An 18,846-nucleotide genomic window follows, 5' to 3' on the forward strand; every position below is an offset into this window, starting at 1 on the left:
CAATTTATTGGTCTAACAAATGGCAAGATGCAAAATGATTTTCTTCTTGAAGCTGTTGTCTTTTTGGCTTCTCTTTCTTACAAACATCCATGGCAAAAGGACATCTTGTATGGAATGTACACCCTGATGGAGGGTTTTTCGGACTTGGTATATCCCCTTTTAGAATGATTTTCTCTTTTCTTAATCTAGGGTTTGCAACTGGTACAGAAGATAATAATGCTTTCGTGTACGGATGTTGAGGATTTGCAAAAACGGTGTCTTTAGGCCCTGATTCTACGATTGCACCTAAATACATGACACCTATATTGTCACTTATATGTTCAACAACACTTAAGTCATGTGAGATAAATAAATAAGAAATGCCATACTCTCTTTGTAAATCTTTTAATAGATTTAATATTTGAGATTGGATAGATACGTCCAAGGCAGAAACAGGTTCGTCGGCAATAATGAGCTGTGGCTTCATAATTAAAGCACGGGCAATACCAATTCTTTGTCTTTGTCCACCACTAAACTCATGAGCATATCTTTCAGCGTGATACTCACTTAACCCTACAACTTCTAGTATTTCTAACACCTTTTTCTGACGCTCACTAGTCGATAGATTAGTATGAATAATCAGCGGTTCAGCTATAATTTCTTTCACTTTCATGCGTGGATTCAATGAGGCATAAGGGTCTTGGAAAATCATTTGAACCGATTGCCTCATCTGCTTTAATTGCGATTCTTTTTTATTTGAAACTTCCATTCCATCAATCCAAATAGATCCTTCAGTAGGTTCTAATAATCTAGAGATGAGACGACCTGTTGTCGATTTACCACATCCACTTTCGCCAACAAGGCTAAATGTCTCGCCTTTTTGTATTTCAAATGACACATCACTTACTGCTTGTATCGTTTTTTTCTTCTCAAAAAATCCATTTGACAACTCAAAGGATTTTTTGAGTTTCTCAACTTTTAGTATTGTATTTGACATTCGCCTCACCTCGTTTCTAGTTCATATAGCCAACAACTGCATAACCTATCATTCTCTATTGCTAGACAAGCAGGTTCTTGTTCATGACAAATTGGCATCGCCATATTGCATCTAGGAGCAAACTTACAACCTTTTGGCATATTAGATGGATTTGGTACGTTTCCTTTTATAGAATCTAATTTATCTTTTTTCTCGCCTAATTTTGGAACAGATGCAATTAAACCTTTACTATATGGATGCTTCGGATTTTCGAATAATTCGTAAACAGATGCCTCTTCTACAACTTTACCTGCATACATGACAACTACTCTGTCACACATCTCAGCCACTACACCTAAATCATGTGTGATTAAAAGGATTGACATTTTTTCATCTTTTTGAAGCTTTTTCATAAGTTCCAATATTTGTGCTTGAATTGTTACATCGAGAGCAGTCGTAGGCTCGTCTGCAATAAGTAGATTAGGATTACATGACATCGCCATAGCAATCATCACACGTTGTCTCATTCCTCCAGAAAGTTGATGAGGATATTCATCTACAATTTCATCTGGCCTTGCAATCCCTACTTTAGTGAGCATTGCAATCGCATGTTCTCTAGCTTCACTTTTATTTAACTTTAAGTGCACGCGAATTGGTTCCGTGAGCTGCTTTCCTATTTTCATTACTGGATTTAATGAAGTCATCGGATCTTGGAAAATCATCGCCATTTGCTTGCCACGCAATTTACGCATTTCATAGTCTGATAGATTGACTAAATTCGAGTCATTGAAATAAATATTTCCATTAGTGATTTCACCTGTAGTCCCTTGAAACAAACGCATAATGGATAACGATGTTAAACTTTTTCCACAGCCAGATTCACCAACAAGACCTAACACTTCACCTTCATTGATGTGAAAGTTAACTCCATGCAATATTCTCGTCCTCTGCTTATCCCTCGTAAATTCAGTTTGTAATTCTTCAACCTGAAGTAGTTTTTTAGTCATATCCTGATTCCCCTTAATCGTTCTTCGTTTTCGGATCTAATACATCTCGTAATCCATCACCTATTAAATTAAAAGCAAGAACAGTTAAAAAGATGGCAATCCCAGGTACAATTACTACATGTGAAGCTGTGCCTAAATAATCTCTTCCTGTACTTAACATTACTCCCCACTCAGGTGTTTCAGGACTAGCACCTAAGCCTAAAAAACTTAAACTTGAAGCTGCTAAAATCGCTGTACCTATTCGCATTGTCACGAAAATGATAAGGCTACTTACAGTTTCCGGAAAAATATGTTTATACATAATACGACGATGTGGTGCCCCCATTGATTTTGCTGCTTCTACATAGGTGTTCTCTTTGGCCTCTAAAGTGGCCCCACGGACGAGTCTAGCAAATGAAGGTATACCAAAAACTGTTACTGCGATAATCACATTATTTAAACCTGGTCCTAGAATTGCCACAATAGCAATTGCTAAAAGCAAGTCTGGAAAAGAAAACAAGACATCACTTGAACGCATTATTATGCGATCCAACCAACCACCGAAATAGCCACTCATTAAGCCTAAAATGGTTCCTAAAATCATCCCTAAAAAAACCGATGCGAAGCTAACGCTCAATGAGATTCTCGTTCCCATGATTAGTCGACTTAATATATCTCTGCCATATTCATCAGTTCCTGCTAGATGTGATTTACTAGGAGGTTCTAACAAGGCATCATAATTTGGTTTATATGGATCGAAAGGTACGATATAAGGTGCTAAGATTGCTACAACAATTAGTAATAAAACAAAAACACTAGCGATAAATGCTACTTTTTGCTTTCTAAAGTTTTTCCAAAATTCTTTGACTGGAGAGTATTTTGGTTGCATAATCACTGTTTTTTCATTTTTGTCTATTGAAACGCTATTCATAAATACCCTCCTTTAGGACTGAACTTGAATTTTTGGATTTAGAACGCTGTATAATATATCTACTACTAAATTGACGATAATAAATTCAATCGCAAACAAGAGAAGTGCTGACTGAATCACAGGATAATCCCGAAATGCAATTGAATCGATGAGTAAACGGCCCATTCCAGGGAAACTAAAGACAGTCTCAACAACAACTGATCCACCTAAAAGAAATCCAAATTGTAAGCCTGCAATCGTTACAACAGGTATTAAAGAATTTCTTAATGCATGTTGTATAATGACAACTGATTCCTTCAATCCTTTAGCACGGCCAGTTCGTATATAGTCTGTCTGCAATGTTTCTAACAAAGATGATCTTGTAAATCTAGCAATCATCGACATAATACCTGCACCTAACGTCAATGAAGGCAGAATATAACTTTTGAAGCCTTCTGATCCACCAGTTGGGAGAATACCTAGTTGTACAGAAAACAATTGAATCAACAGTAACCCTAGCCAAAACCCCGGCAATGAAATACCAGATACTGCTGTTACCATTCCTAAATAATCAGGCCATTTGTTTTTAAATACAGCTGATAACGTTCCTATCAATAAACCAATAATAGTCGCCCAAATCATCGCAAAAAATGTTAAATAAATGGATGGCATGAAGCGCGATGTAAACATATCGGAGACTGGTAAACCCGTCTTTAATGATGTACCTAAATTACCTTGCAACAAATTTCCCATATAAGAAATGTATTGTTTCCATATAGGATCATTTAAACCTAACTCTTCTCGCACATTTTGGACATCTTCTAATGTCGCATCCTTACCTGCAACTAACCGTGCAGGGTCACCAGGAATAAAGTGAATAAACAAGAAAGACAGTATCGAAACTACAATAATTATTGGTAATATTTCTAACACTCGTTTTATGATATATCGAAGCATTTGTTCTCCCTCCATTTAAAAGGTGAATGCCGTGAAAATTCTATAAGTTATTAATCTAGCCATTTTTGATAAAGCAAGAAGCTGAAATTTGTTTCAGCCTCTTACCTACTATCTACAGTAATTATTTAAAATTAGCATCTTTTACATTTAATCCTCCAGGTGGATCTACGACAACGCCCTCTACATCAGATCGAACACCATACACAATTTCATCGACTCCTAGGAAGATCCATGGTGCATCTTTATAAACGGTTTCTTGGATTTTAGCGTATAATTCTTCTTGTTTTGCCTTATCTGAAATAGAGTTGGCTTCATCCATCCATTTATCCACGTCTTTATTGTTATAATAGGCTGTATTTGCACCGTTCGGTGGGAAAGAAGAGCTATGGAATAATGGTTTTGTTGCATTTGTAATATCTGAAGCATATGAAGACCAACTCACATACCACATTTGTAGTTTTGAATCGTCAGGCGTTTGCGCTCCATAGATTTCATCTGAAAGAGTTCCTTCTTCCATTGACTTAATTTCTACTTTTACGCCAATTTGTTTTAACTGTTGTTGGATGAATTGCATACCTTTCATCGTGTCAGAGTTTGTGTTACCCCAAATCTCGGCTTCAAAGCCATCAGCATAGCCAGCTTCTTTTAATAATTCTTTTGCTTTATTAATGTTTTGTTTATATGCTTCTTGTTGTTTATAGTAGATAGTTTTAGATGGAATAATTGAATCTAACGGAAGACCTAATCCAAAATTTACGACTTTTATAAATGCATCTTTATCCACTGCATAGTTAAATGCTTGTCGTACTCTTACATCATTAAAAGGCTTTTTATAAGTATTTATTGATACATATCGTGCGATCGTTGAAGGAATTTTGTTTACTTGGATATCTTTATTCCCTTCAACTTCCTTAATATTTTGAGATGGTACAGGATAAATAACTCCCGCCTCTCCCGTTTTTAACATCGCTACACGTGATCCATTTTCAGGTACTGGTTTAAAGATGATTTTCTTAACTCGTTCACCTTTTCCCCAATAATCATCAAATCTTTCTATTGATAAATGATCACCTTGAACCCACTCAACAAATTTAAAAGCGCCAGTACCTACAGGTTTTTTTGGAATATCTGCCAGATTTTCCTTCACTAATTTAGGGCTAATAATTTTAGCTACTCCAAAACGAGTGAGCATTGGGCTATATGTTTCCTTTAAAGTAATTATTATTTCGTATTCACTTGGTGTTTCAATTTTTTTAATTAAGCTAAAACCACGTGAATTTAATCGTAAACTCTTGTCTTTCATTATCCGTTCAAAATTCACTTTAACTGCTTCAGCATTAAAATCTTCTCCATCATGGAATTTAATACCTTGATGTAATTTAAAAGTATAAACAAGTGCGTCTTCACTTACTGAATAGTCTTCAGCTAGAACATTTATGATTTGACCTTCATCATCAAAACCTAGCAAGCCTTCTAACATAGCAGATTGTACTGAGTTAGAATTTGTATCCCCTGTATTATGAGGATCCATTGTAATGAAGTTTTCATTTACTGCGACAACCAGTTCTTCTTTCTTTTCAGTAGTTGGCTCTTTCTCCCCTTTGCCTTCACTACTATTTGTTTCTTTCTTGTCATTAGAACATGCAACCATAAAAATGGCGCAAAAAACGACTAACAACAGAACTTTCCAACCTTTCCTTTGCAGCATAAGCCCATCCCCCTTGTTCTCACTAATTCAAAGACTATTTCTATTAAAAAGATGAACGATTTCGAAATGATTAGTCTTGACTATGTGAGAAATTTTATAAAATAATTTCATAACAAAGCCTATGCAAGGAAAAATGATTTTAACACCATGAAAATAATTATTATATAATTCAGTTATTTTCAGCATATTTATATAGATTTTTATATTAATTACTCCATTGGTGAAAAAAACAAAAAAAGCGGGCTCTTCTTTTAAAGAAGAGCCCGCTTCAATGATTAATTGAATTAATCTGCGATTGTATTACTCATAATAATAGAGATAACAGTATTGATAACTACTAAAGATATGATTGCAAAAATTGTAATTCCCATTAAAGTAACCCTCCTCTTTTTCTACTTAAAAACTAATCCGATAAAGACAAGGATTTATAAACAATGTTTTCTCTATCATTATAGTAAATATCTATCGATTTATCAAAAAAATATTCTTATATGACTTAAATAACATGATTTTCTAGGTTATATTATCCTATTTTACACTAATTTAGATGTATTTATTGAATAGAATTGCATATTATACTTATTTTTCTCTATTGATTGATTAACAATACAATAAAAAAAAACAGATCCTTCCATTCTAGAAGAATCTGTTTAAATCTATATAAAATGCCTTTGCAATAGGCAGTATTTTAACCAATTAGAGCATGTTTTACTACTTCATAAGCTTGGCAAATTGCCTTTTTGTTTTCTTCAGGTTCACTTTCTAGCATTTCACATGCAAAATCGTATAAATTTGAATCTGCTCCAGAAGCAACAGCATACATTACTTCCTCTTGAAGTTTTTCAACGTAAAATATAATTTTCTGATCCATCATGAAAAAACTCCTTTTATTATATTAAATGCACCACCCAAGCCAAAGATGTGTATGGGCTATTGATGTATTATCTTTATTTATTTTATAAGGTCAGACATCTTACTTCTACTATGTTAATTCAATTTTAACACATAATTTGTCTATTAATTGACAGCAAATAATTCCTTTATAATTGGAGAGCTTGCATTAAAACACAAAAAAGAAGAGCCCTTTTCCAGGACACTTCTTTTTCTACATCATTATACATTTACTTCAAAATTAATAATTACATCCATAAAAGCAGTACCATATTTCTCTAGCTTGTTTGCTCCTACGCCGTTTACTTCTAAAAACTCGTTTGCAGTTTTTGGTCGTTTTGCACACATATCTTGCAATGATTTATCGGAGAAAATAACAAATGGAGGTACATTTGCTTCATCTGCCAATTGTTTTCGAATTTTACGTAGTTCTTCAAATAATGGATTGTTTTCAGCAATTTGTCTTGTGACAACAACACCTTTACGTTGCACTTTCACTTTACCAAGCAGTACATCTTTACCTTTTTCTGAAACGAAAATAGTCGGCATGTTTCCCTGTTTCACAGATAATAAATCCTCAGCAATCATGAACTCTATGAAATTGGATACTTCTTTAACTGTCATATTTTTCATAATGCCATATGTTGAAAGCCTATTTAAACCAAAGCTGATGACTTTTTGATTTTGTGATCCGATTAATACTTGAGCAATCATTGTTTTACCGAATTTCTGACCCATACGGATTACACAACTTAGTACCTTTTGAACATCTTCAGTAACATCAAAAATCTCTCGATCGTCTTTGCAATTTGCACACTTTCCACAAACTTCCGCATTTTCTTCACCGAAATATTTCACAATATACTGCTGTAAGCATTGCTCAGTATGGCAATAATCAGCCATTCCTTGTAATTTAGCAAGTTCTCCAGGAATACGTTCACGGTCCTGTGATTGGTCGATTAAAAAGCGTTGTGTTTGCACATCTTGAGAGGCATATAAAACAACACATTCACTCTGTAACCCATCACGACCTGCCCTCCCTGCTTCCTGATAATAACTTTCCATATTCTTCGGCAATTGATAATGAATAACATATCTGACGTTGGATTTATCGATACCCATACCAAAGGCATTTGTTGCAACCATTACTTGTGCTTCGTCTTTTAGGAAACGCGTTTGTTCCTGTTGACGGAAAGCCTCTGGTAAACCTGCATGATATTTTGCGACGGAAATACCAGCTTTCATCAACACATCATATACATGATCCACTGCTTTCCTTGTTGCTGCGTATATAATACCGACTTCATTAATATTTTGTTTTACAAAGTCTTTAATGTAACGGTCTTTGTCTTGTCCTAAAACAACTGAAAAAGAAAGATTACTACGGGCAAATCCAGTAATGACAGTATTTGCATCCGTTATTTGTAAAATGCGACAAATGTCTTCCCTTACTTCTGGTGTCGCAGTTGCTGTTAGTGCTAAGACAACGGGTTTCTCTTCAAAAACAGTCAACAATCGATTAATAGCACGATAGCTCGGACGGAAATCATGTCCCCATTGTGAAATACAATGCGCTTCATCTACAGCGATTAATGGCACTCGTATATTCTTTAGCTCAGACAAAAACTGAGGCGATTCTAGTCGTTCAGGAGCGATATATAAAAGCTGATATCTTCCTTCATGTAAGTTTTCCATTGTTTCACGTAATTCACTTGCAGATAATGTACTATTAATAAACGCCGCTGAAATACCGACTTCAAGCAGAGTATCCACTTGGTCTTGCATTAGAGAAATAAGTGGTGAAACAACAATAGTTGTACCCTCTAGTAACAGAGCTGGAATTTGATAACAAATTGATTTCCCTCCACCTGTTGGCATTACACACAAGCTCGATTTCTGTTCTAAAACATTCGAAACTATCTGTGCTTGTCCCTCGCGAAAATCGTCATAACCAAAATATTTTCCTAGCAGATGTTGTGCTTCTTCAAACATTCACCTACCCCCTTCAATACGTATATATGTCCTTCCATTGTAACATTTAATAGATTGAAAGGCTTTTAATTAGCTATTCTCCAATAAGTAAGATTAATAGATTATTAAATTTACATTTTAATGATATAATGCAAAAAAAAGGTGCGTTCACTAATTACAAAGGAGTCCTAATTTGAAAAAATACCTATTTGCATTTATTTGTTTTATCTTCTTCTATAGCTTTATATCGCCTCAATTAAAAGAAGCTAATGCAGTTACACTAGACAAAAGTAAGAATTGTATTCATGCAGTAAATAAAACAAAATACATTGTTAACGTTCCCGTTACTACATTATGGACATCACCTGTTCAAGTACGTCCTATGGATAAGCTTATTTTACAGAAAAACGCTAATGTAAGCTTATGGAACCAAAGCTTATCTTATTACCAAAAACTCGATACATTAGGACGTATTGATACCCAAGCATTATATGGCCAAGAGGTGAAATTAATAGAAAAACAAAAGGGTTGGCTGAAAATTGCTGTTATTGATCAGTTTTCTCCAAAAAGTATGCAAGGTTATAGAGGATGGGTTCCTGCTTCGCACATTATCACATCAAAAAAGGACACTTCTAATTGCAATATTGTTATCGTAAAAGAAAAAGTAGCAAATCTATATACTTCGACTAAAAACAGAAAGAAATCTTTGCAAATTAGCTTCAATACAATTCTACCAATCATAGATGAAACAAAAAGATGGTATGTAATCCAAACACCTACGGGTAAAAACCGTTATATAAAAAAATCAACAGCTTATAAATATCGTAATTATTCTAGCATCCCAAACCCTACTGCAAAGGACATCATTAAAACAGGTAAAGAATTTCTCGGTCTTCCTTATTTATGGGGTGGCATTTCAGCTTATGGTTTTGATTGTTCTGGATTTGTTTATAGTATTTACAAACAACATGGTATATTAATCCCGCGTGATTCATCAGTTCAAGCAGTACATGGCAAGCCCGTTTCTTTAAAGAATTTAAAACCAGGTGATTTATTATTTTTTGCCAATAATAATGGCAAAGGTAAAATCCATCACGTTGCCATGTATATTGGTAAAGGACAAATAATCCATTCACCTAACTATAATCGAAGTTTAGAAATTCAATCATTACAAACTCAGCCTTATCAAAATGAACTAGTGTCTGCACGTCGATATTTAAAATAAAATCAGACTCTTCTGCTATACTAAAATAGTAAAATACACACTATTTAGGAGAGTTGCAATGCGAGAAAAAAAAGCTAGAGGATTAAAGCGAAAAACAAATAGTATGATTAAACAAATTGAAGAAGAAACAATCGAATTTCCAACAGATTATTATCGTGGTTATTGGCATCTGCATTTACCTGTTGATGAGGCATTCATCGACTCAAATAAAACTCCCATTGGCATTAAAAGACTTTGCATGCAGACTATGATTAATCAAGTTGAGCATTTGATCCGTATTAAACCTAAATACGACGAAACTTTACGGGTTGTTGCTGCTATCGATTGGCCACGATTATTTAATTCTCAAATAATAGTATTTAAAGGCGAGGAACATTATAAAGTATAAAGGATTCTTCGATAGGAATAATGAACACCAAAAATGGACACTTCTATCCGACGAACGTGATTTAAAAAGAGAAATGGGTTTGTCCGTTCCTTCTAATTTACAAATTACAGGATTTAATGAACAGATTTCCGATGAGGATTCTTATCATGAGGGTGAAATTTGGTTTATTGGTGACGTGAGATAAGAAAACATAACTCTCAAAGCATTCTCGGATTATAACGATAGTAAGTAATTTTATATGCTTTCACTAGAAAAAATCTAAACAAATACAAGAGCATGCCGTGAACGTAGATCGTTCTAAACATGCTCTTATCAAAATTACAATCCCCTGACTGAATAACTTTTTTTAATTGCTACTAAATCACCTATTTAACTATTCTACGATTAATATTCGAGGCGATGTTTTTGAAATAACTCTTGTCGATAACCAACAGCCAAGACCAGCAGCCACTATACTTAAACACGCTACTACTGTACTCATACCCCAGTTCACAACAAGTGGTAGTTTGATTAATCCATACTGGGATAATATATTCTCCAAAACAAGTGGTAATAGCTTTACGCCTACAAACACTCCGAATAGTACACCAAATGCCGAAAGAATGACAATTCCCAAAGTGATTGACCACCTAATTTTGTTAGATGTCATTCCAATCGATTAATAAATTCCGTATGTGCTACTTTCTTTCCTAACGTTAATACGACAGATACTGAAAATAATGATAAATGTAACAGTTATAAACAAACGTTGTTAGAGTCTGTGTATAAAGAAGCGGTCGCAGTATTAATATTGCCTTTAAGTGTCATGGGAATATTCGGAAGGAATATGACTCTCAATTAATCCTTACTAAATTTCATTAAATATATTGATTTCGTATGAAAACGACCATTGTAATAGCAATGATACAGAAGATAATGACACCCACTGTCATTATCGTTCCCATAGATGCCCCGTACAATTTAAAAGGTTCTGGTGGCGCCTCATTAGACGGATCACTCGCTAAAAAACCCGCTACTGCCATCATATGTAAAAAGCGTTCTTGCGAAAAATTATTATGTAATTCAATTTGCTGTTCTGCTAAATAGCTTTGATTCCATTTAATTTCATCCTCTATAAACACTTTGCCATCATGAACCATCCAAACACCTAACTGTTGTTCGTTGATTTTGGTAATTGCTTTTGCCAGTTCTCCGTCATTATCTAGTGGATGATTCATTAGATAAATCCGTAATTGATGTTGAATTTCGGTTATATTATTACCTGCAAGAATTGTTTCGAGTTGAGTAGGCATTTTACTGTCTCCCTTTTCCAAATACTAAGCGTTTACATAATTGTAATATAGGTAGCTTTTTTTCGTAATAGGGTTCACTGAATAGCCTTATATTTACTTATGCTTTTGTCTTATTCTCTTCACAATATACAAATTTGCTATCCATTTTAATACAATTCCTATAACTGGATTAAATAATTTTTTGATAGTCTCAAATGTTTATTTCAATAAGTAAACATACAAATGCTATTAAAAAGTGATCGACACATAAAAGTAGCTAAAAAAATTAGAACAAAAAAAGAGTGTTATAAACCACTCTCTTTTAACCACTAAAAATATATAATCAATGGTTAACCGAAAATCATCGTTAAAAATTTTGCAACTAACCTATCTGCACCAGTAAGAGGATTAATGATAAACACCGCAACAAAAACTGCAGCAAGAAATGTACATATATTTCTTTTACACGAACTTTTCCTCGTTTCATTATTTTTCAAATAGTTCATTATACTGTACTCCTGTTCTTCAAAATCTTTCATATATCAACTTCTGGACACAGGCAACGTACACAACCATTTTGAGTTTCATCAAGGATGCACATGATCTTCTCTGTCTAGACAACTAAATTACTCTTATGAATTTTCTGCTTAAACATTATTTTTATCTATTATTTTACATTTATACTTTATTTTTGTAAACATCAAGATATATGCGGTACTCTAGTGATAAATTAACATCGTAATAGATCTTCCGCAAAAAAATAGAAAGTCCTTACAGCTCTCCTGCTATTCCATTTATTTCATAGATTTGAAGGCACTCCATTTTTGATAGAATTACTTACAACTTACCAATAGAATACTAATTGCAGTACGTATATTCATATAAACAATATGTATCTCATCTTCGAATGGTTATACTATATAAGAATGAAATGATTTTTGGGAGGAATTACTTTGACTACAAAAGGTTATTTAGCAAATGGATTATTTGGATTAGGCGACCGCTTAGTAAATGAAATGGTCGCAAAAGCAGTACGCGAGGCAGTACCAGGTTTGGATTTATATGTCCCTCAAGAAAATATGGCGATTAATGACAAGTCATCTTATGCTAATAGTTTAGCGATAGCAGGTGCTGATATTGAGGCTCTAAAAGCCAGTGATTTCTTAATTGCTGTCATTGATGGTGTTGAAATTGACTCTGGTGTTGCTGCTGAAATTGGTGCATTTTCGATGCTAGACCGCCCTATTTTCGCACTATACTCGGATACACGCCAACAAGGTAGAGATAATACAAAGAAAATCGATGCTTTAATCGCAGATGGAACTGAAAACCAGTTTGCCTACCGTAATCTGTTTGTCATTGGTTTAATCAAACAAAACGGTATGATTGCTGCTTCTATAGAAGATTTGATTGAAGGAATGCGAGAAAGAAACATAGCTCTAAAAGAAGTTCAATCAGTTAACAAGTAACTGGAATGAATCCTATCACATTAATAAAAAATCAATCTATTGCAGGAATATCCTTCACTCAATTGAATATACATAGAAAGATTTATTTTGGAGGATGATAGAGGTGAAAAATGTGATAGATGGTATCAGTTATTGGATTTATTACGTTCCTAAAGAAATTAAACGTATGTCTGAAATAGATGTGTCTAAAAAACCATCTCCAACTAAATGGTCAAAAAAAGAAATATTAGGACACCTTTGTGATTCAGCTATTATGAACATTGAACGATTCATTAAAATTCAATATGAAAAACAGCCATATGTACTTCCCACTTACAATCAAAATGAATGGGTAGCTAAGCAAAATTATCAAGATACTCCTATCGAGGAAATTTTGACTTTATTTTACGTTTTAAATAAACAAATCATCGCCATTATCAATAATATTCCTGATGAAAAACGCTCTTACTTATGTGACATTGGAAATAACGAACTTAAAACATTAGAGTGGCTCATTCAAGATTATTACGATCATATGGAACATCATCTTAAGAAACAGATTTTCAAGTAAAACATAAAAAATAGGTGCTTCAAAAGCCAACTATCTGGCTTTTAAAGCACCTTTTATGTTAAAAGATAACTAGTAATTTTCTAATTACAGTCCTTCAGTCAAAATTCGTTTCAAAAACATCCCTGTATGAGAAATTGGAACTTCGGCTACTTGCTCAGGTGTGCCCTCAGCTATAAGTTTACCGCCTGCTAATCCACCTTCTGGACCGATATCGATAACCCAGTCAGATTCACGTATCAGTTCCAGACTATGCTCTACAACGATAACAGTATTTCCTGCATCGACAAGTCTATTTAATAGAGAATGAAGCTGTTTAATATCAGTTGAATGGAGGCCTGTCGTCGGCTCATCCAACAGGTACAACGTATGATTTTTAGACGGCTTACTTAATTCTTTTGCCAACCTTATCCGTTGCCCTTCTCCCCCAGATAAAGTTTTAACCGATTGACCCCATTGTAGATAGCCAAGTCCAACTTCACATAGCATCTCTATCATGACCGAAATCTTTTTCTCCGATTTGAGAATCGGCAAGCTTTCCTCAACAGACATATTTAACAAATCAGAAATGGAGTAACCTTCATATTTAACTTGCAATACCTCATCAGTAAACCTTTTCCCTTTGCAGTCAGTACACTTCACTTCTAAATCGGGTAGGAAGTTCATGTCAACAGACAGCACGCCTAACCCCTGACATGTTTCACAACGCCCACCAGGGGAGTTAAATGAAAAATGCTTAGATGTTAACTTTCTTTCCTTTGCTTCTGGTAATCCTGCAAATAACTTACGTAAGTGCGTAAACATATCAGTATAAGTTGCGACATTAGAGCGCTGTACTCTTCCCATTGGCGATTGGTCAAAAATAACTATATCGCCGACATGTTCTAATCCAGTTATTTCCTTGCATCCTGTTTGTTCATGTGCTTTAGGACTTCCTTGTGCAAGAATATCAAATACAAGAGTTGATTTTCCAGAACCCGAAACGCCTGTGACAGACACTAGACAACCAAGCGGAATGGAAACAGTCGGGATATCGACATTTCGAAGCTGTGCTTGTTGGATAACGATATTCTGTCCGTTCCCTTTCCTACGAACGCGAGTTGGAGGTGGGAAACTCTCTTCTCTCAAATAGGTTCCAGTAACCGACAGCTCACTAGACATTAAGTCTTCTAGAGCCCCTTCACCTACAACAGTACCACCATTTACTCCTGCTCCTGGACCGATATCAATGATATGATCCGCTGCACGCATCATCTCTACATCATGTTCTATAACAAGTACTGTATTACCTAAATCACGCAATTCCTGAAGTACTCGGATAAGGCCGACTGTATCCTTCGCATGAAGACCCGTTGTAGGTTCATCCAGAATATATAGTACTCCAGTTAAAGCTGAACCAAGCAGCGTTGCAAGTCGAAGTCGTTGTGTTTCGCCTCCAGAAAGTGATACTGTCTGACGGTTTAATGAAAGATAGCCGAGTCCTACATCAATAAGCCGTTGAAGTCTTGTGAGCATATCTTGAAAAATGGGCTCGACCAATTGTAGACCATCCTGTGGTAATTCCGTTTGCAAACTTTTCGTCCATTCGAATACATCTTCGAGCGACCACTCAGAAATATCTGAGATAGTTGCATTTGCTACTTGCACTAAAAGAACTTCTTTTTTTAGACGAGCTCCGTGACAATCCGGGCAAAGTTGTTCATGAAAGAAGCTGCCTTCTTTTTCTTTAGAACCTGAGTCGCCATCTTTCTCTTTATAACGTCTCCATAAACCTGGGATTACTCCTTCAAATTTCGTCCCTGCAGCAGGCTTAACATTCGGATAATGACGTTTAAATTCCTCACTCTCGACTCCGTATAATAACAAATCGCGCTGAATATCACTGTAATTTTTCAAAGGGAGATCTGGGTCGAAATCAAAGCCATAATGCTTCCCTGCCGCTACTAAAATACGCATTTGAATGTCACGATGAACACCTTTTAGTGAAGCAACACCCCCATCACGCAAGCTAAGCTCCGGATTGAAAACCATCGCCTCGTTTATACTTGCCACATGACCTAGTCCACTACAAGTTTCGCATGCACCCTCCGGCTTGTTAAAAGAAAAGTGCAACATGCCAAGCTTCTCTTGCACTTCTCCACAATGCGGACAGCTGATTGATTGTGCTTCTATCTCCTGGTCTTCCGCTGTCAAAACTCCTGTTGGTTCAAAAGAAGGAGGAATACTGCCATTACAAGAAGAGCAAACTTGCTCTCCCAATCGGGCAAAAATAAAACGAATATACATATAAATGTCCGTCACGGTACCAACCGTCGAGCGTGGATTACGATTCGTAACATGCTGTCCAACACTGATGGACGGAGACAGTCCTCGAATGGACTCGACTTTTGGCTTGCTGATTGCGTCAGCCATCATTCCCATTGAGTCTAAATACTGTCTCTGACATTCCCTTTGAAGAGTATCCATAGCTAATGTTGACTTTCCTGATCCAGAAGGTCCTGTTAGAACAACTAGTTTGAATTTTGGAATCGAAAGTGACACATTCTTTAGATTGTTTTCCCAAGCACCTTTAATAAAAATGGTATCTTTCATGAATATCCTCCTCACTATAGTACATCCACTCGGTAAATGCCGAGACAATCTAATACATTTCGATTACTTCTAACTGAAATGTATACGTACTATACATTGATTAAATTTCTGGTTCATCTTTATCTGTAACAATTACTCTTGAATTCCCCATCATGTAGACGAAAACCACTGCAATGACAATTGGAATGAGTGCAAGTAGAAAGACGTGTGTAACTGAGTTAGACATTGCATTAACAATGACGTCAAGAATCTCAGCAGGTATTTTCTCACGTACACTTGGTTCAAAAATCTGTCTAATATCACCCACATTAAACATTGCTGAATTGGCGCTTTCACCCAAACTTTTGAATCCTTCAGCAAGTTTATTTGTAAATACATTATTTTGGATCGTACCAAAAATCGTAATTCCCATCGTCATTCCTAGCGTGCGAAGGAATGAATTAGTTGAATTCGCAGTTCCACGATAACGAGCATCTAGATTATGCTGAGAAGCAGTTGGTAATAATGAGAATGAGAAGCCCATTCCGAATCCTACTAGAATCATATACAGCGTCAGAAGAACTCGAGCAGTATCTGGTGTGAGTGTACTAAGTAAGAACATACCTCCGAAATATGAAATAACGGAAATAATCATTAAGTTACGGTAGCTTATTTTCGTTAAGAAAATACCACCAAATGCGCTTCCTGCAACAGAACCCAACATCATAGGCATGAGGATAAGGCCAGCATTTGTTGCTGAAGCGCCATATACAGCCTGAACATAAATAGGAATATATACCGTCAAAATAATAAAGGTACCACCATATAAGAATGCCAACATTTGCGAAGAAGCAAATAAACGACGCTTAAATAAGAAGAACGGAAGTATTGGTTCTTCTGCTTTTAGCTCCACGAAAAAGAACACAATAAAGAAAATAGCAAAACTAACAAACAATGAAATAATCGGTGCTGAGTTCCAATCATACTGTTTACCACCCAGTTCTAGTGCAAACATAAGGCTGATGACCGCAAGCACAAGCGTTGCCGCTCCCCACCAATCAATCTTTTGCTTCGTATGTACTGGAGATTCCTTATAATTCTTCATAATTAATAAGAATGAAATTATACCGATTGGCAAGTTAATATAAAATACCCATTCCCAACCAATATTATCTGTAATATAGGCACCTAAAAGCGGGCCAACAACACTAGCAATACCAAATACCGCGCCCAAAAGACCCGTCATTTTCCCTCGTTTATGAGGTGGGAATATGTCAAATACAATAGTAAATGCGATTGGCATTAAAGCACCGGCACCAATTCCCTGAATAGCTCTGTAAATACTAAGTTGCTCAATCGTTTGAGCAAAGCCACAAAGTGCAGAACCAATTACGAATACCGTTAATCCAAAAATAAAAAATCTCTTTCTGCCATACATATCGGATAATTTCCCGAAAATCGGCATACCTGCCATTGTTATAACCATATAAGCGGATGTAACCCAAACAAATTTGTCCATCCCACCTAATTGAGAAACGATGGTTCCCATAGCTGTCGCAACAATTGTATTGTCAATTGCCGACATAAAAATCGCTAGTAATAAGCCCGTTACAACTAGCTTTATGTTACTTTTTGATGCTTCCATTTATAAACCCCTTTGCAAATTATTAATGATTTCGATAGAATGAACTTGTATAATATCACACTCATCAAATATCTCGACAAACTAATATCTCGACCATCAAGATATTTTCTTATTTTAAAAGGAGGTTTATCCTTTGTCAAGTCATCAAGATGATCAAACTCTAGATCCTCAAGAACATTTCACTTCGCTAATGCGAGGTCTAGGAACACGAACAATATTACATCAGCAAAATGTAGCTGCCTCATTAGGGTTATACAATAATGATTTTATTTCTTTAGATATCCTACGTGAAACAGGTCCTATTACGGCAGGAGAGCTCTCAAAAAAAACTGGGCTCGCTACGGGTAGCATAACTTCCTTAGTAGATCGACTTGAAAAAATCGGTTATGTTCGGAGACAAAATGATTCCAATGACCGTCGCAGAGTCATTATTGTTCCAGAGTATGAATCCAAAGAAGAAATCCGTAATACGTACGAACCGCTTCATAAAGCAATGCTCAATCTAGCTTCCACCTATACACCTGAAGAACTTGCTCTCATTTCACAATTTATAGGGAACGCTAGCACAGTATTAGAAGAGCAGATTCAACATCTCAGCTCCACTACACGTAGCAAGTCTTCTAAAACAACACGTTAAAAAAGAAAAGGACAGTTTCCTAATAGTCGATTGGCTTAGGAATACGGTCCTTTTTTCTTTTTTGTTAATCCCAATGGAAAGGAACCCAAAGATACATGCTTGATTCATTAAGTCCAGTTCACAAACCTTTCGTTAATGCCAATCTACTTTACCCTTCCAATAACGCTTTATAATAAATTAATTCGCCATCCACTTCTGCAATCAGCATGAAAGTATCGTCATCCCCTACCGCAAATATCTTAGTTCCTTTAGCTAATTTACTTGCATAGAAATCTTTAAACAAAGAACCCGTAGTTTTGCGCTTGTTGATTTCACCTAAAAGATCGCCCTTACCAGCTTCAAACTCAATCATTTCTGTTTTCGAATAAATAATATCTTGATATTGCAAAATATCTATATCTGGATGCTCTTTCAATAGCTCTTTTGCAGTCGGGTTATGTGACCCTGTTGAACAGCCTACTAATACAACAAAAATGCTCATCAAAAAGATACAATATTTTATTGGAGTCATCATGTAACCACACTCTCCGTTTATTCTGCATTACTATTAAACTTCACTAACCAGATTCTATTTTGACTGTAAGAGTAGTATATTTCCCTTTATGAAAGGGTTAAATAATTTTAACATATTTTGTAATATGTATAAGTTTTATCAATATAGATAAACCGGTATTTTTCACAATAATCATCCATATATATTTGTATAGGAAATTAT

17 protein-coding genes and 1 pseudogene are annotated in these 18,846 nt (G+C 35.4%); 5 read left to right on the forward strand and 13 right to left on the reverse strand.

The window, feature by feature from the left end; translation table 11 throughout:
* Positions 1-4 precede the first annotated feature (4 nt).
* The 7 genes from MHH98_RS13795 to recQ form a co-directional block, all read right to left on the reverse strand.
* Positions 5-976, reverse strand: coding sequence for an ABC transporter ATP-binding protein (locus tag MHH98_RS13795; RefSeq protein ID WP_076065836.1), 972 nt, complete (start codon positions 974-976; stop codon positions 5-7).
* A gap of 5 nt (positions 977-981) precedes the next feature.
* Complete coding sequence (locus tag MHH98_RS13800; protein ID WP_076065835.1) at positions 982-1,962, reverse strand: ABC transporter ATP-binding protein; 981 nt, start codon at positions 1,960-1,962, stop codon at positions 982-984.
* A gap of 13 nt (positions 1,963-1,975) precedes the next feature.
* Positions 1,976-2,830 carry an ABC transporter permease subunit gene (locus MHH98_RS13805; RefSeq protein ID WP_076065862.1) on the reverse strand — a complete coding sequence of 285 codons (855 nt, stop codon included), beginning with the start codon at positions 2,828-2,830 and terminating at the stop codon, positions 1,976-1,978.
* A gap of 54 nt (positions 2,831-2,884) precedes the next feature.
* Positions 2,885-3,808: a nickel ABC transporter permease gene (gene nikB / locus MHH98_RS13810; RefSeq protein WP_038189530.1), complete on the reverse strand. Its 924-nt coding sequence runs from the start codon at positions 3,806-3,808 to the stop codon at positions 2,885-2,887.
* Between the two features lie 121 nt (positions 3,809-3,929).
* Entirely contained in the window at positions 3,930-5,516 is a 1,587-nt protein-coding gene (locus MHH98_RS13815) for a glutathione ABC transporter substrate-binding protein (RefSeq protein ID WP_038189534.1), read from the reverse strand.
* Positions 5,517-6,204: 688 nt separating this feature from the next.
* Positions 6,205-6,390 (reverse strand): hypothetical protein, encoded by a 186-nt coding sequence (locus MHH98_RS13820; RefSeq protein WP_083669704.1) that lies wholly within the window; start codon positions 6,388-6,390, stop codon positions 6,205-6,207.
* A gap of 239 nt (positions 6,391-6,629) precedes the next feature.
* Positions 6,630-8,399 (reverse strand): DNA helicase RecQ, encoded by a 1,770-nt coding sequence (gene recQ, locus MHH98_RS13825; protein WP_340713089.1) that lies wholly within the window; start codon positions 8,397-8,399, stop codon positions 6,630-6,632.
* A 172-nt stretch (positions 8,400-8,571) separates the two neighbouring features.
* Here recQ and MHH98_RS13830 point away from each other — a divergent pair, with 172 nt between their 5' ends.
* Both MHH98_RS13830 and MHH98_RS13835 read left to right on the forward strand, forming a co-directional pair.
* The gene (locus MHH98_RS13830; protein WP_076065833.1) at positions 8,572-9,603 is read left to right on the forward strand and encodes a C40 family peptidase; all 1,032 of its coding nucleotides are present in this window, start codon (positions 8,572-8,574) and stop codon (positions 9,601-9,603) included.
* Positions 9,604-9,661: 58 nt separating this feature from the next.
* Positions 9,662-10,175: pseudogene (locus MHH98_RS13835) on the forward strand (DUF3916 domain-containing protein).
* A gap of 189 nt (positions 10,176-10,364) precedes the next feature.
* Here the strand turns inward: MHH98_RS13835 and MHH98_RS13840 are convergent.
* The 3 genes from MHH98_RS13840 to MHH98_RS13850 form a co-directional block, all read right to left on the reverse strand.
* Complete coding sequence (locus MHH98_RS13840; protein ID WP_076035104.1) at positions 10,365-10,640, reverse strand: FtsX-like permease family protein; 276 nt, start codon at positions 10,638-10,640, stop codon at positions 10,365-10,367.
* A gap of 208 nt (positions 10,641-10,848) precedes the next feature.
* Positions 10,849-11,283, reverse strand: coding sequence for a hypothetical protein (locus MHH98_RS13845; protein ID WP_038189549.1), 435 nt, complete (start codon positions 11,281-11,283; stop codon positions 10,849-10,851).
* A 329-nt stretch (positions 11,284-11,612) separates the two neighbouring features.
* Positions 11,613-11,768: a hypothetical protein gene (locus MHH98_RS13850; RefSeq protein WP_340713090.1), complete on the reverse strand. Its 156-nt coding sequence runs from the start codon at positions 11,766-11,768 to the stop codon at positions 11,613-11,615.
* Positions 11,769-12,215: 447 nt separating this feature from the next.
* Between MHH98_RS13850 and MHH98_RS13855 the strand changes: the two genes are divergently transcribed.
* Both MHH98_RS13855 and MHH98_RS13860 read left to right on the forward strand, forming a co-directional pair.
* Positions 12,216-12,731: a nucleoside 2-deoxyribosyltransferase gene (locus tag MHH98_RS13855; protein ID WP_076035103.1), complete on the forward strand. Its 516-nt coding sequence runs from the start codon at positions 12,216-12,218 to the stop codon at positions 12,729-12,731.
* Between the two features lie 103 nt (positions 12,732-12,834).
* Positions 12,835-13,281 (forward strand): DinB family protein, encoded by a 447-nt coding sequence (locus MHH98_RS13860; RefSeq protein ID WP_076035102.1) that lies wholly within the window; start codon positions 12,835-12,837, stop codon positions 13,279-13,281.
* Between the two features lie 84 nt (positions 13,282-13,365).
* On the opposite strand, the gene uvrA is transcribed toward MHH98_RS13860, so the two are convergent.
* Both uvrA and MHH98_RS13870 read right to left on the reverse strand, forming a co-directional pair.
* Positions 13,366-15,870, reverse strand: a complete 2,505-nt coding sequence (gene uvrA / locus MHH98_RS13865) for an excinuclease ABC subunit UvrA (protein WP_340713091.1) — start codon at positions 15,868-15,870, stop codon at positions 13,366-13,368.
* A gap of 100 nt (positions 15,871-15,970) precedes the next feature.
* Positions 15,971-17,494, reverse strand: coding sequence for an MDR family MFS transporter (locus tag MHH98_RS13870; protein ID WP_340713092.1), 1,524 nt, complete (start codon positions 17,492-17,494; stop codon positions 15,971-15,973).
* Positions 17,495-17,684: 190 nt separating this feature from the next.
* Here MHH98_RS13870 and MHH98_RS13875 point away from each other — a divergent pair, with 190 nt between their 5' ends.
* Positions 17,685-18,131, forward strand: a complete 447-nt coding sequence (locus tag MHH98_RS13875) for a MarR family winged helix-turn-helix transcriptional regulator (protein WP_168170731.1) — start codon at positions 17,685-17,687, stop codon at positions 18,129-18,131.
* Between the two features lie 148 nt (positions 18,132-18,279).
* Here MHH98_RS13875 and MHH98_RS13880 read toward each other — a convergent pair whose 3' ends face one another.
* Positions 18,280-18,642 carry a hypothetical protein gene (locus tag MHH98_RS13880; protein WP_143691075.1) on the reverse strand — a complete coding sequence of 121 codons (363 nt, stop codon included), beginning with the start codon at positions 18,640-18,642 and terminating at the stop codon, positions 18,280-18,282.
* Between the last annotated feature and the right edge of the window lie 204 nt (positions 18,643-18,846).

Origin of the sequence: Viridibacillus sp. FSL H8-0110 (assembly GCF_038003565.1) — a bacterium.
GTDB lineage: Bacteria > Bacillota > Bacilli > Bacillales_A > Planococcaceae > Viridibacillus > Viridibacillus arenosi.

Bases quoted from the DNA above. Each gene is read 5' to 3' on its own strand.
- MHH98_RS13850 (WP_340713090.1), bottom strand. From the start codon at position 11,768: ATGAACTATTTGAAAAATAATGAAACGAGGAAAAGTTCGTGTAAAAGA.
- MHH98_RS13820 (WP_083669704.1), bottom strand. From the start codon at position 6,390: ATGATGGATCAGAAAATTATATTTTACGTTGAAAAACTTCAAGAGGAA.
- uvrA (WP_340713091.1), bottom strand. From the start codon at position 15,870: ATGAAAGATACCATTTTTATTAAAGGTGCTTGGGAAAACAATCTAAAG.
- MHH98_RS13800 (WP_076065835.1), bottom strand. From the start codon at position 1,962: ATGACTAAAAAACTACTTCAGGTTGAAGAATTACAAACTGAATTTACG.
- MHH98_RS13875 (WP_168170731.1), top strand. From the start codon at position 17,685: ATGCGAGGTCTAGGAACACGAACAATATTACATCAGCAAAATGTAGCT.
- MHH98_RS13840 (WP_076035104.1), bottom strand. From the start codon at position 10,640: ATGACATCTAACAAAATTAGGTGGTCAATCACTTTGGGAATTGTCATT.
- MHH98_RS13880 (WP_143691075.1), bottom strand. From the start codon at position 18,642: ATGACTCCAATAAAATATTGTATCTTTTTGATGAGCATTTTTGTTGTA.
- MHH98_RS13845 (WP_038189549.1), bottom strand. From the start codon at position 11,283: ATGCCTACTCAACTCGAAACAATTCTTGCAGGTAATAATATAACCGAA.
- MHH98_RS13805 (WP_076065862.1), bottom strand. From the start codon at position 2,830: ATGCAACCAAAATACTCTCCAGTCAAAGAATTTTGGAAAAACTTTAGA.
- MHH98_RS13870 (WP_340713092.1), bottom strand. From the start codon at position 17,494: ATGGAAGCATCAAAAAGTAACATAAAGCTAGTTGTAACGGGCTTATTA.
- nikB (WP_038189530.1), bottom strand. From the start codon at position 3,808: ATGCTTCGATATATCATAAAACGAGTGTTAGAAATATTACCAATAATT.
- MHH98_RS13815 (WP_038189534.1), bottom strand. From the start codon at position 5,516: ATGCTGCAAAGGAAAGGTTGGAAAGTTCTGTTGTTAGTCGTTTTTTGC.
- MHH98_RS13795 (WP_076065836.1), bottom strand. From the start codon at position 976: ATGTCAAATACAATACTAAAAGTTGAGAAACTCAAAAAATCCTTTGAG.
- recQ (WP_340713089.1), bottom strand. From the start codon at position 8,399: ATGTTTGAAGAAGCACAACATCTGCTAGGAAAATATTTTGGTTATGAC.